13 protein-coding genes are annotated in these 11703 nt (G+C 28.4%); 6 read left to right on the top strand and 7 right to left on the bottom strand.

The window, feature by feature from the left end; genetic code table 11:
- Positions 1–8 precede the first annotated feature (8 nt).
- Positions 9–1376, top strand: coding sequence for a hypothetical protein (locus I0K12_RS09335; RefSeq protein ID WP_196887378.1), 1368 nt, complete (start codon positions 9–11; stop codon positions 1374–1376).
- A gap of 57 nt (positions 1377–1433) precedes the next feature.
- Entirely contained in the window at positions 1434–2255 is an 822-nt protein-coding gene (locus I0K12_RS09340; protein ID WP_196887379.1) for a RimK family alpha-L-glutamate ligase, read from the top strand.
- An 86-nt stretch (positions 2256–2341) separates the two neighbouring features.
- On the opposite strand, the gene I0K12_RS09345 is transcribed toward I0K12_RS09340, so the two are convergent.
- The 6 genes from I0K12_RS09345 to I0K12_RS09370 form a co-directional block, all read right to left on the bottom strand.
- Entirely contained in the window at positions 2342–3493 is a 1152-nt protein-coding gene (locus I0K12_RS09345; RefSeq protein ID WP_196887380.1) for a toxin-antitoxin system YwqK family antitoxin, read from the bottom strand.
- A gap of 123 nt (positions 3494–3616) precedes the next feature.
- Positions 3617–4105 (bottom strand): hypothetical protein, encoded by a 489-nt coding sequence (locus I0K12_RS09350; RefSeq protein ID WP_196887381.1) that lies wholly within the window; start codon positions 4103–4105, stop codon positions 3617–3619.
- Positions 4106–4121: 16 nt separating this feature from the next.
- Positions 4122–4598 carry a hypothetical protein gene (locus I0K12_RS09355; protein WP_196887382.1) on the bottom strand — a complete coding sequence of 159 codons (477 nt, stop codon included), beginning with the start codon at positions 4596–4598 and terminating at the stop codon, positions 4122–4124.
- A gap of 52 nt (positions 4599–4650) precedes the next feature.
- Positions 4651–5379 (bottom strand): NADase-type glycan-binding domain-containing protein, encoded by a 729-nt coding sequence (locus tag I0K12_RS09360; RefSeq protein ID WP_196887383.1) that lies wholly within the window; start codon positions 5377–5379, stop codon positions 4651–4653.
- Positions 5380–5467: 88 nt separating this feature from the next.
- Positions 5468–6028, bottom strand: a complete 561-nt coding sequence (locus I0K12_RS09365; RefSeq protein WP_196887384.1) for a hypothetical protein — start codon at positions 6026–6028, stop codon at positions 5468–5470.
- A gap of 53 nt (positions 6029–6081) precedes the next feature.
- Positions 6082–6732 carry a hypothetical protein gene (locus I0K12_RS09370; protein WP_196887386.1) on the bottom strand — a complete coding sequence of 217 codons (651 nt, stop codon included), beginning with the start codon at positions 6730–6732 and terminating at the stop codon, positions 6082–6084.
- A 462-nt stretch (positions 6733–7194) separates the two neighbouring features.
- On the opposite strand from I0K12_RS09370, the gene fumC reads away from it, so the two are divergent.
- The 4 genes from fumC (at position 7195) to I0K12_RS09390 (ending at position 11292) form a co-directional block, all read left to right on the top strand.
- Complete coding sequence (fumC, locus tag I0K12_RS09375) at positions 7195–8592, top strand: class II fumarate hydratase (protein WP_196887388.1); 1398 nt, start codon at positions 7195–7197, stop codon at positions 8590–8592.
- A gap of 372 nt (positions 8593–8964) precedes the next feature.
- Positions 8965–10023: an ArsO family NAD(P)H-dependent flavin-containing monooxygenase gene (locus tag I0K12_RS09380; protein ID WP_196887390.1), complete on the top strand. Its 1059-nt coding sequence runs from the start codon at positions 8965–8967 to the stop codon at positions 10021–10023.
- A gap of 135 nt (positions 10024–10158) precedes the next feature.
- Positions 10159–10419, top strand: a complete 261-nt coding sequence (locus tag I0K12_RS09385; protein WP_196887392.1) for a hypothetical protein — start codon at positions 10159–10161, stop codon at positions 10417–10419.
- A 237-nt stretch (positions 10420–10656) separates the two neighbouring features.
- Entirely contained in the window at positions 10657–11292 is a 636-nt protein-coding gene (locus I0K12_RS09390; protein ID WP_196887394.1) for a hypothetical protein, read from the top strand.
- 56 nt (positions 11293–11348) lie between these two features.
- Here I0K12_RS09390 and I0K12_RS09395 read toward each other — a convergent pair whose 3' ends face one another.
- Positions 11349–11675, bottom strand: a complete 327-nt coding sequence (locus tag I0K12_RS09395; protein ID WP_196887396.1) for a hypothetical protein — start codon at positions 11673–11675, stop codon at positions 11349–11351.
- Positions 11676–11703: the final 28 nt, after the last annotated feature.

The following is an 11703-nucleotide window of genomic DNA, read 5'->3' on the forward strand; positions in this document are numbered from 1 at the left end:
AAATAAAAATGAAAAAAAAATACTTCACGTTTTTAATTATTTTCATGGTCATTGTTCAGATGACCTACGCACAATCAGATTATAAAAATGACAAATACGGATTCAGTGCTCAAGTTCCGGAAGGTTGGAGTGTGTATGGAAATCTTAAAGATGATGCCGCAAATGGTAGAGCTATAATTGATTGGGGAATGCCAAAAGTTTATAGTGAACTTGAAAAAGCAAATATTGAAAATGCAGTAGCAATCACTGCTTATAAAAGAGAAGAAATTAAAAATCAAGAAGATCTTGTTTCTTTTCATTTTTATCAAATAAGTCCTATTCTTGATTCTAAAAAAATAATAAGCGAAAATCCTTACCATACTTATGAAGTAAATACTATTCGTAATGGTTTGAAATATAAAAGTCAAACGATGTTTGTTTATCAAAACGGTATAGGTTATGTTATTAATTTTACTGCAACTCCTGGAACTTATGATATTAATGCACCGAAATTTGAAAGTTTTGTAAAAAACATCAAACTTTATAAAGCTATTGAGCCTGAGAAATTACATTATGATATTTCAAAAATTAATACAAACGGACTTTATATTGCGAAAACAAAAGTGATCAAAAGTGGAGAAATAGAAATATATACATATTTACGTTTTTATGATGACGGAACTGTTTACGCACAAGCAGTGAATTCATATGCTCCGCAAAATGTTTCACGATGGTTTGGGAAAAAAGGAAGGTTTGAAAAAAATGGATATTTTTCTAATAAGGATACCCAGATAGAATTTACAGTAAACAATAGTGAATCGCCAGATATTAGACTTGAAGGACCTTTGAGTAATTCTTTTGAAGGAAAAATTATAGACAAAAATAATCTGAAATTAAGCATTCAATATAATAACAATACAGAAAAAGAAACTTTCGATTTTGTATTTGTTCCAGATGTAGAAGAGTTTTCTATTTATTTTGGAAATATTGATAGAAAAATTTACATCCCTGGAAAGTGGGAAGAACACCAAAAAATGAAAGGTGGACAAGTTTTTATAATTAATAAAGATAAAACAACTGTTGGAACTGTAATTTATAGGTCAAATCAACTTCCAGGTTATAAAAAAGGAATGTCTAAGAATGAAATTGCAAAATTATATTTTGAATGGGATTCTCAGTATTTTGAATCTGAATTAAACTATAAAGTAGAAATTATTCAGGAAGATAAAGAAAATGGTTCAATTGTTTGGATGGCAAAAAAAGATGATTTAGAAAGTTATTTTCTTTTTGGTTGTGATGGAGAATATATTTATAATTTCACTATTGATGACATGAATCTTTCTAAAGAAACTAAAAGTGAATTCTTGAAAGAAATATATATGGAGAATAAAAAGTAAACGAAAAACTACATAAAAGCACAGTTTGATAATTGTGTTTTTATGTTTTTAAAAAATATGAAAAAAATATTAGTAATAAATGGTGAAAAATACTGGCAAGACTTTTTACCAGAATTTGAGGTTACACAAAAATATATACAAAATACTTCTTGGATTTTAAGAGACGGGAAATTATTCATTACAGATGCTGATGGTGTAATTTCTCCAGATGCAATTTTATGGAGAGTTGGCGCTATTCGACCAAGTGAAATTCAAACAACTGCACTAAACTTGATAGCTTTGAGTGGAATTCCTTGTATAAATTCGGCGGAAACTCTAAAAATAGGATTTGATCGTTTATCAATGCTTTCCAGAATTAAAAAACTTGGTTTACCAGTGATTGATTTTAATGTTGTAACAAAATCAAATCATTTAAAAAATATAAAAATAGATTTTCCTTTTGTAGTCAAGGTTGGAAATTATCATGGAGGATTTGGAAAAGTTTTGGTAGAAAATGAAAAACATTGGCAAGATATTCAAGATTTACTTTTTGTAACTGAAAACTATATCAGTATCGAACCTTATATTAATTATGTTCGAGATATTCGTTATATCGTAATTCAAGATAAAATTTGGGCAATGTCTAGAAAAGGGAAGTTTTGGAAAGCCAATATAGAAACTACGGATTTTATAGAAATCAAACCTTTAGAGTCGATTAAAAATCAACTTTTAAAATTGCAAAAGGAATTACAGGCTGATATCCTAGCAATTGATATTTTAGAAGAAGAAAATGGAAAACTTCACATTGTAGAATATAATGATATTCCAGGAATATCCGGTTTTTCAGATGCTTTGAAACATGAATTAGCAGATGTGTTGAGACGAAAAATGAATGATTAATACTCTTTGAAAAATTAAAATATAAAAACAAAAAAAGCATAACGTAAATTCTACGATATGCTTTTCTATTTTATGTGTGAAAATTATTATTTACAATGTTCTTTGTAAGCCTCAATAACTAAAGGATGCTCATCTTCAAGTAAAATTGCTTTGGATAAATCTTTACAAACTTTCTTTTTTTCAGCCTTTGGTAGCTCTTTTTCTTTTGAAGCTAAAATCTGAACTCCATTTGAGTTTGATAAAGTTTTCGCATTTCCAAATTGATATTTTCTAATTATTGAAAAAGCTCTGTTAGAATATGCTTTTGTATAATAAGGTTCAATTTTTATTGCTTTATTAAAATCTTCAATTGCTTCATCAAAATCAAAACTATTCAATTTCATTGTTCCTCTTGCAAAATAAGCTTTTGCCCAATTTGGATCTTCTTTAATGACTTTATCTAGTTTTTTTATTGCTCCTTTCAGATTTCCTTGATTATATAATTCTTGAGATTTATTGTATAATTTAAATAGTTTTTCTGTTTTCTTATCAGCTTTATACACACCATTTTCATAATAGTTTTTTCCTTGAATTTCTCCAGTAGAGTAGTAGGAGATATTTTCTCCATCTATTTTTCCATTTTTGAAAGTACTCTGTTGTTTCAATCTTCCATTTGGGTGATACATTTCCCAAACACCTACTTCTTTTCCATTTTTAAAAACACCTTTTTGTTTCAAAATTCCGTTTTTGTAAAATAACTTTTCAGTTCCATTAGAGATCCCGTTTTCATATTCTACAATAGAAGAAGTAACTCCGTTTTTATAATATTGCGTCCTTTTTCCTTTTAAAGTTCCGTTAGATAAATATCCTTCTCCTTCCTTTTTTCCATTAATATAATAATCAATGAAAGGACCTGTATAAGGTTGATCAGCATCTTTTAAATGCCAAACCCCATTTTTTCTAGTCATAGATTTTGTAGTTGGAATAGCTTTGATGCTATCCGACCTTTTTTCAAATTCTTTTGTGTAGATATAAATAATCCCATCAAAGTCTTTATAACCTTTTTCTGTGATTAATTTTTTGTCTTTTACAACTTCCATTTTTTCAATCTCATATTCCATCAAATCCCCAAAACCTTTTTGAGGTTCTTCAATAATAGGAATTGAGTCGACGATATATAAAATTTTAGCTTCTTTATTTTGTGAAAAAACCAATAAGGTCATAAAAAAGATTACTATAAATGCTTTTAATTTTTTCATATTCTATTCATGTTTTTTATTTAATATTATTAGCTATAATTTTAATCGAAAACTAGTTCAAATCATAGCAATATTGGTCAAATATAAATAAAATTTAAAAAGAGAAAATAGTAGCGTAAGTCTTTATTTTATTAGGTTCAGAGCAGATTTTCTGTTTAAGATTATCAAAATTGCACTAAAAACCAAAGTTAAAATATGATTGATATTGGAAACATTACAATCATCAGAATAAATCGAACCAGAGTATTTGTGTATGTGCCAAGGGAATATGTTTTCAAAAGTTGGAAGATTCCATCCTAAAAGTTTATTTATAATTCCAGGAGATAAATCAATAATGTCAGGAAAAATACAACCAAATAAGACTGCAGAAACTAAAATTCTAAATTCTTTTTTAACACTTTTAATACATAATAAAATAATAAAAAGTCCAAGAATCACATCGATTTTGGAATTTATAGGATAACAATGTGGTGTATAATCCAACACTCCATGAGATAAAACACCAAGTAAAAATCCAGACCCAATTTTCAGTACTCTGTTTTTCTCTAAGTTTTGATGACTCATTGCAGCAATAATTCCTACACCAACGGAAAGATGAAATAAGACATTCATTTATGAAAGTATGTGTTTACTTAAATTGTTTTTCTATAGTTTTTATTATGGAATCAAGATTTGGCTCTAATGGTTTTTGATTTATAAAATAATCAACTTTATAAATAATCATAGGAATAAATAAGGATAGAGCACACAGAATGTATACGATTACGCTTTTTGGATTATTATAAATATTAAGAAAAATTATTACAGAAAGAATAGGATAACACAAAGCATAAATTAGACCTTTAGAAGATGCTTTATTTGATTCTGCTTTTAGTTTTATATTTAATTCTTTGTTATTGTCTTTTTCTGTAATGAAACCAGTTATTTCAACAGGAGGAGAACTAAAAGTTCTCAAACTAATTTTCTCTTTTTTGATAGTTCCTGTATAAAGTTTTTTACCAGAAACAGCTGTCAAAAAGGATTCTTTTCCATTCAATTTTTCTAATCTATCTATAATTTCTGAAGTATCTAAATGCGACTCTATTTTTAAATCCTTAACTTCCATTGCAATAAAATTAATTCTTTGGTTTTATCTAAAGTAGCAATATATTCTTTTTTTAATGAACGTCAATTCCATCAAAATAAATTTCTGTAATAGCCGTATCATCGTATTTTTCTCCTTTATAAACTCCAAGAATTTCAAATTTTAAAACAAGATCATTTCCGTCTTTATTATGTCCAAAAGTTCCAATTTCGAAATATTGATTAGCTTTAGAATCTTCCAATTCTAGAATCCCAAAAACTTCACCATTTATATAAAGTTTTAATTTTTTGACACGATTATTGTTTTTCCAAGCATAATCAGACTTTACATAACCATTAGAAATAATAATTGTTGTAATTCTTGGGCTGTTATTTTTAAAGTGATATTCTAAAAACTCCCCAATTCCACTATCTTTTTTCCCTTCTACCCAAGCAGTTTTATAACTAAGATCATTTGCAGATTTTGCGGAATAATTATTTTTGTTTTGTGAGGTTAATTCTGAAGAAGCAGTTATTTTATAATTTCCACCACCGCAATACCAACTACATCCACTTGGTTCTATTTCCCAAACATTTGTTACAACTTCACCATATTTTTCTAATAATTTATTTAATTCTTTATTTTCTTTATCCGTAAGATTTTTTTGTTTTAATAATTCCCATTGTCTTTCAATTTCTTTCTCCGTTTTAGAACTCAAATCAGGTGTGAAAAATTTAGATGGTTTGAAAGTCTTAAGATTATTCTGTGCAAATGTATTTGTTGAAAAAAACAATAGAAGAAAAAAGGTGAAAATATATTTCATTGGTTTTTATTTTTTAAGGAAGAGTTTTTTGAAAAAAATCGGTTGTAAATATCTTATACAACCGATTATTAAATATTTGAGTTATTTCTTATTTAATTCTATGCTCACACATGATATCATAGTAAAATAAAATAGCAATAGCCTCTTTAATGTTTTTTTGACTATACTCATTATCCTTTAAAAAAGAGGTAAAAGCTCTAGCTAATAAATACGGACTAGGTTTTTCAGGAAGAGAAGTATCATTGTTTATTCTCTGAAACTCAGTTAAAGTAGTTTTAACATCTTTATTTTTACAATTTTTGATGATATAATTATAAAAATCACCATTAAAATCAATAGCATATTTTTTTGATTTGTCTTTTGCAGGATTTAAAATCCATATTTTTTTGAAAGACTCATTTTTTGTGAATTTCTGTAAAGTAGATAAACTGTTTGTTTCATTGATGATATTTGGATTTACTTTTCTTTCCACCAATTCTGTCATAAATTCCTTATAAGCCAAATCATCTTTAGCGTTTGGATAGTATTTTTTAAGAACAACATCAAATTCACTCACTAATTTATTGACATGATTAAGATCTGATTTGTTTATTTGAGCACTTAAAATTGAAGTACTTAATAATAAGAATAAAATAAAAATTCTTTTCATATTGGTTGATTTAAATTGATTTTTGATTATTTAGTAAAAAAACGAATATTATGTCATTCAAATAGCACATAGCCGACTTTTATTCCTAAAATCATATTTATAGAAGAACAATTACCAATATTTTTTGCGTAAGTGTCAGGAGTAGATTCATCAAATTCAGGAATTATATTATCTAATTCGATTTGAGAAATGTCAGATTTTGTACTTGAAAAACGAATTCCAACTCCTCCATAAAATTCAAGAACAAATCGTTTTTTAAATATATAAACAGTTCCAGCTTTTAAAGAAAAAGCATCTACTTTTCTTCTTAGTTGGTATTTTTTTTGGTAATCATAACCATTAATACTGATACTATCTTTCACATTATATCTTTGAAATTTATTCATATATTCCAAACTGAGATAAGACATACATTTGTCACTTCGTTCATCTGTACCTTTATAAGTATAAAGTTTGATACTTGGTTTAAATAAATATCCTTCACCATTTAATTTATGAACATAAATATCTTTGAAATAAGTTCCGGCTTCTATTTCTAAGGAAACATTTTTATAAACATTTATTTCAGATCCAAGTCTTAGAGAAGGATTATCAAATATATCAATCAAACTCAGAGGAGAAAGTTTAACCATCATTCTAGGGTTATCAAAATCCTCTTCTTCTTGTGCATAAAGTTGGCTTGTGATAAAAATTGAAAACATCATAAAAAAGATGCTTTTGAAAAATTTCTGATTCATATTTTGCAATTTATATTAGGAATTTTCAGGCTTAAATGTTTGTAAATTTCTTTCTTAAAAAAGTAAGGAAACTACTCATTTAAGAGATGCAATTTTTAAACATTATATTTTTTAAATTTTTGATAAAACTATCACTTTTACCTATAATATTCAAGAAAAATAGTTTCAAATAGTGAATTGTTTTAATATGAAATCAGTTAGATATTAACACAAATTAAAATATTAATTCTTACTCTTTCAAAACCAAACAACTCAAACAAAACTATAATCAATACATTTCTAAAATTCATTCTTCTTCCTAAAATCATCAAAACCAAAACCTTAAAAAACCTAAAAATTAATTCCATAAACTTTTATGTTAAAGCCTTCATATTTCTTAAATTTGTGGGAATTTAAATTTTGAATAAAAAATTCTTAAAAACAGAATCCATGAAATATAGAATCGAAAAAGACACAATGGGTGAAGTTCAAGTGCCTGCTGACAAATATTGGGGAGCACAAACAGAACGTTCAAGAAATAACTTCAAAATCGGAGCGCCTGCTTCTATGCCATTAGAAGTAGTTTACGGTTTTGCTTACTTAAAAAAAGCTGCTGCGCACGCAAATTTTGAATTAGGTGTTTTAGAAGAAGGAAAGAAAGACTTAATTTCTCAAGTTTGTGACGAAATCTTAGAAGGAAAGCACGATGATCAATTCCCTCTAGTGATTTGGCAAACTGGTTCTGGTACACAAAGTAACATGAACACAAACGAAGTGATTGCAAACAGAGCGCAAGAACTTGCAGGAAGAGTTATCGGAGAAGGAGAAAAAGTAATCCAACCAAATGATGATGTAAACAAATCACAATCATCAAACGATACTTTCCCAACTGGAATGCACATTGCTTGTTACAAAATGATTGTAGAAACTACAATTCCAGGAATCGAGAAGTTAAGAGATACTTTAAAAGCAAAATCTGAAGCTTTCAAAGATGTTGTGAAAATTGGTAGAACACACTTAATGGATGCAACTCCTCTTACAATCGGACAAGAATTCTCTGGTTATGTTTCTCAATTAGATCATGGATTAAAAGCATTAAGAAATACTTTAGCGCACTTATCAGAATTAGCTTTAGGAGGAACTGCTGTTGGTACAGGATTAAATACTCCAGCTGGATATGATGTATTAGTTGCGGAGAAAATCGCTGAGTTCACAGGATTACCATTCATCACTGCTGAGAACAAATTCGAAGCTTTAGCTGCACACGATGCTATCGTAGAATCTCACGGAGCATTAAAACAAATCGCTGTTTCTTTAAACAAAATCGCTAACGATATTCGTTTAATGGCTTCAGGACCAAGATCAGGAATTGGAGAATTAATCATTCCAGCAAACGAGCCAGGTTCTTCTATCATGCCAGGGAAAGTAAACCCAACGCAAGCAGAAGCAATCACAATGGTTTGTGCGCAAGTTATGGGTAACGATGTTGCTATTACAGTTGGTGGAACACAAGGACACTATGAGTTAAATGTATTCAAACCAATGATGGCTGCAAACTTATTACAATCAGCTCGTTTAATCGGAGATGCTTGTGTATCTTTCGAGGAGCACTGTGCTGTTGGTATTGAGCCAAACCACCCAAGAATTAAAGAATTATTAAACAACTCTTTAATGTTAGTAACTGCTTTAAATACAAAAATCGGATACTACAAAGCTGCTGAAATCGCAAATACTGCACACGCAAACGGAACTACTTTAAAAGAAGAAGCTGTTCGTTTAGGATATGTTACTCCAGAGCAATACGACGAGTGGGTACGTCCAGAAGAAATGACAGGAAGTTTAAAATAATTAAATTTTCTATAAAATAATCAAATCCCTCTTCGGAGGGATTTTTTTATGCTCAAAAATAAAGATGTTATTTTAAGTAATTATATATTTGGGCGAAACCATTTTTCTTCGTTTCCAAAAAACTCAGAAAAAGGTCGGGCTTTTCATTCCAAGTTTTGTTTTTCAAAAAAAAGAATTTCTACGTCATCCGTGGGCTTCCGTTGGTCGCCTCCGTTTCCTAGAAATTCTAATTTTTTCAAAACAAAAGCTTTCCACTTCAATCCCTTTCGCAAGAAAAAAGTATGATAGAAAATTTGAAAAAGACCAAAATTCATATTTGTTAAAGACTAAAACAAAGCTTAATTTTAGAAAACGAAATCAAAGAAAACAATCATGAAAATATACGATGTAATTGTAATAGGAGGAGGGCAATCAGGATTGTCAGTAGGTTATTTTTTAAGAAGATATAAATTAGATTATTTAATTCTAGATTCTGAAGAAAAAGCAGGAGGAGCTTGGCAATATACTTGGGATAGTTTAAAATTATTTTCTCCAGTTCAATTTAGTTCACTTTCAGGCTGGGGAATGCCAGAAGGAGAAAATGAATATCCAACAAAAAATGAATTTATAGAATATTTAAAAGCATATGAAAAAAGATACGATTTCCCTGTTCAAAGAAATGTTGAGGTTCATGAAGTTTTAAAAGAAAACGATGTTTTTAAGCTTAAAACAAACAATGGTGAATTTTATACAAAAACACTAGTAAGTGCTACAGGAACAGCAAAAAATTCTTTTATCCCGAAATATAAAAACGATGAAAAATATTTAGGAAAACAGATACATTCCGTTACATATAAAAATGAAGAAGCGTTTAGAGATAAAAAAGTAATTATTATAGGAGGAGGGAATTCTGGAGCACAGATTCTTGCGGAAGTTTCTAAAGTAGCAAAAACAAAATGGGTAACCTTGGAAGAACCATTTTTTCTTCCTGAAGAAATTGATGGGAGATACTTATTTAATGAAGCAACACGAAAATTTTATAATCAACCATCAAAGGAGTTAGCGGGAATATCTTCAGAGAAAATCTCATTGAATAATATTGTGCAAGTCGAAAGTGTAAGAGAAGCAAAACAAAGAGATGTTTTTCATGCGGTAAGACCTTTTAAAGAGTTTTATGAAGAAGGTGTCGTTTGGGAAAATGGTGAAAAAGAAAAAATCGATGCTGTCATTTGGTGTACAGGATTTAAAGCAAATTTAAAACATCTGGATTCCCTTGGGATTAGTAATAATCATAAAATAGAAACAGAGCAAACCAGAGCTTTAAAAGAACCAGCTTTGTGGTTAGTAGGCTTTGGTTCTTGGACAGGTTTTGCTTCCGCAACTATTTATGGAGTCGGGAAAACTGCAAAAAGAACTGCTGCAGAAATTTCAGAATTTTTGAAAGAAGCGTAAAATTTTGAAAATTCGTTTTCTTTGATTTTGCTAATCGAAAATTTTAATTTGAAACATTCTACATATTTTGACCTATGTCAAAAGAAATAAAATTTGAGGAGATTAATTTTGCCCTGAATTTATAAAGAATAGAGGATGGGAAAAATTAAATCGGTAAACATGAAATTTGAATGGTTCAAATTCTGTTTGGTAATGCTTGTTTTTATGGTCGGGATGATAACATTAACGCTTTATGGAGTAGAAAGCTGGATTTTTTGGACAATTTACTTGATTGTTTGGTGGATTGTAGAAGCTAGAGTTGCAAAACATATTCATTTACATTGGTTTACTTGGGTTTTAATAATTGGAGGTTTGAGCGCATTAGATTTTTGGATTATAAACTTATTAATTCAATAAAAAACTAGTGTGTTGAAAATTATATATTTAACATTAATTAAATAATTTTAAAATAAAAAACATTTTTAAAGTGCTGTAAATACTATAAAAGTCTGAAAAACAAGAGTGTTTTTTTACATTTTATTAAATGTAGTTTTAGGTTTAGTTAAAGAAAAAATAATCTAATCCTTAGAATTTTGGTTAAAAATTTGTTAAATTGTGATGAATTTACAACTAATAATCAATTAAACTAATAAAATGCTAAAAAATCTATTATTACTCATTACAGCAATTCTTCTCATTTCATGTGGAGGAGAGAAAGAACCTAAACATCTCAAGAAATTACGAAAAAAAATTGTAGCTATTAAAGCTATTGATTCCGTAAATATTTTGGATGGAAACGAACTGAAACTTACTTGCTATGTAAAAGAAATTGAAAATTCGGTGTTTTTAGAAAACACGAAATCTTTAATTGGAATGGCAGTTTTAGAAAATTATCAATCGAACACATTATCGTCAAATTCTATTATTAAGATTTCGATTGTTGATGAAAATAATAAAACGGATCATTCAAGTTTAAAGTTTAGACAATTATTTAGAGCAAAAGAATATTATCAGAAAGCTCTGAGTCATTTGGAGCAGATCAAATCGCAAATAAAAGGAAACGAGAAATTAGATACTTTATATAAGCAAGATAATTTTGTGGCGATGATGCAAAAACAACCTTTTGTGAATTCTATGGTGAGTGGCGTTAGAAAAGTAAAAAAATCGGAAGACAAAAACGAAGAGTATTATACAGCTACTCTTACTTTTTTCGATAAAGACACAGTTTCTTATAACTATGAAATTTTATACAACGATCAAGAAAAAATTGAATCTGTATTATTGAAATAATGAAATTGAATATAAAACAAAACCTCCTAAAATTAATTTAGGAGGTTTTTTATTTTTTAACTAAACCATTTCCAGGAATTGGAAATTAGAATCAAAATTGCTGTAATGGACATTCCAACAGATAAGAGTTTTAGTCTTAATTTTTCTTTTTTAAATAAAATATAAATTGAAAGTAGGAATGCTAAAGCTCCAAAAACGATATAATTATAATAAGGTAATTGCTTCAGCCAAAAGAATGCTCTTGTTTTTCCTGAAACCAATTGATAGTCTTTGAATAAACTATATTGAATTATAATCGCTGTAATGATTCCGATACTACTCATTAAAATAGATAGTTTCGTAACGGATAATGTATTTTTATCTTTAAGTAATTGTGTTTCCATAATTTTCATTTTTTGATGAATTTGATAT

Source organism: Aureivirga sp. CE67 (assembly GCF_015767245.1).
Lineage (GTDB): Bacteria > Bacteroidota > Bacteroidia > Flavobacteriales > Flavobacteriaceae > Aureivirga.